The following is a 1,103-nucleotide window of genomic DNA, read 5'->3' as shown; positions in this document are numbered from 1 at the left end:
GTCGGTTTGCTGATATCGGTGTCTAAATCATAAGTTCTAGAAATCGAACTACTAAATTCATTCCCAACCCAATCTTGTCCGGTAACAGTAACTGTCACTGAATTATCAGCTACAAGATCACTGCCCTGAACATCTACACTCCATGTTTTATCACTTTGGACAACAGTCAGATAAGTCACACCATTTACTACGACTGATACCTGGTCACCAGTATCCGCATCTCTTCCAACAGTACCTTTAACTGAAACGGTACTTTCGCTTTCACTTTGATTGATAACATTGTCGTCAGTGATGGATTCAATAAAGATCGTTCCTCTAGCAGCTAAATCAACTAGATAGAACTCTGTCGAAGTAGCCGAGCCAACATTTCCAGCTTCATTTACTACATCTACCTTCGCATCGACGATGTTATCGCTATCGGAGTTTAGGTCAGACCCATTGACGTCAATGCTATATTTCCCGTCGATTACTTGGCCTGTATACACAACGCCATTGATGGTCAGTGTTACTGTTCCAGAAACGTAATCCTCACCAGTAATAGAACCTGTAATCGTAACCGTCCCTTGAGCTTCAGTTGCGTTAATGACTGAGTCTTCAGTAATCGGATCAATATCTATGTTTACATTAACCGGAGTCGAGTCATAAATATGAGTAGAAGTTCCTGAGCTTGAAACACTGTTTCCTGCGCTATCGGTTGAACTAACAGAAACAGTGAACTCGGTGTCTTCTGCTAGGTCCTCACCATTAACACTTAGTTCCCAAATACCATTCTCTTTTACAACACTAGTATATGTCGCTCCATTGATGACAGCAGTTACGACGTCGTTAGGTTGTATGTCTCCACCGGTAGCAGTACCTGTAACAAAAATTGTTTGCTCTTTTTCAGTCTCAGTAACAACATCATCTGATGTAATGCTATCTACGATCACATTTCCTGATTCAGCCTGTGTATCAAGAGTGAACGTCAGCGTTGAGCTGCCTGAGGTATTACCCGCTGCGTCGGTTTGACGAACGGTGATCGTGTTGTCACCTTCCGTTGGCACGGGTGCGGTTGTCGTCCAGTTTCCATCAACAAGGTATTCGACTGTCGCGCCATCTTCGGT

1 protein-coding gene is annotated in these 1,103 nt (G+C 43.2%); it reads right to left on the bottom strand.

All coding sequences use genetic code 11. The features are described 5' to 3' along the window. The coding region (locus AB4167_RS03595) for an Ig-like domain-containing protein (protein WP_372136140.1) at window positions 1-1,103 on the bottom strand (1,103 nt) is incomplete at both ends.

The sequence above is a fragment of the Vibrio sp. 10N.286.49.E11 genome (genome assembly GCF_041469505.1).
Classification (GTDB): domain Bacteria; phylum Pseudomonadota; class Gammaproteobacteria; order Enterobacterales; family Vibrionaceae; genus Vibrio; species Vibrio crassostreae_C.
Note: the sequence above shows the minus strand (reverse complement) of the source record. Positions and strands in the feature narration are given on the sequence as shown.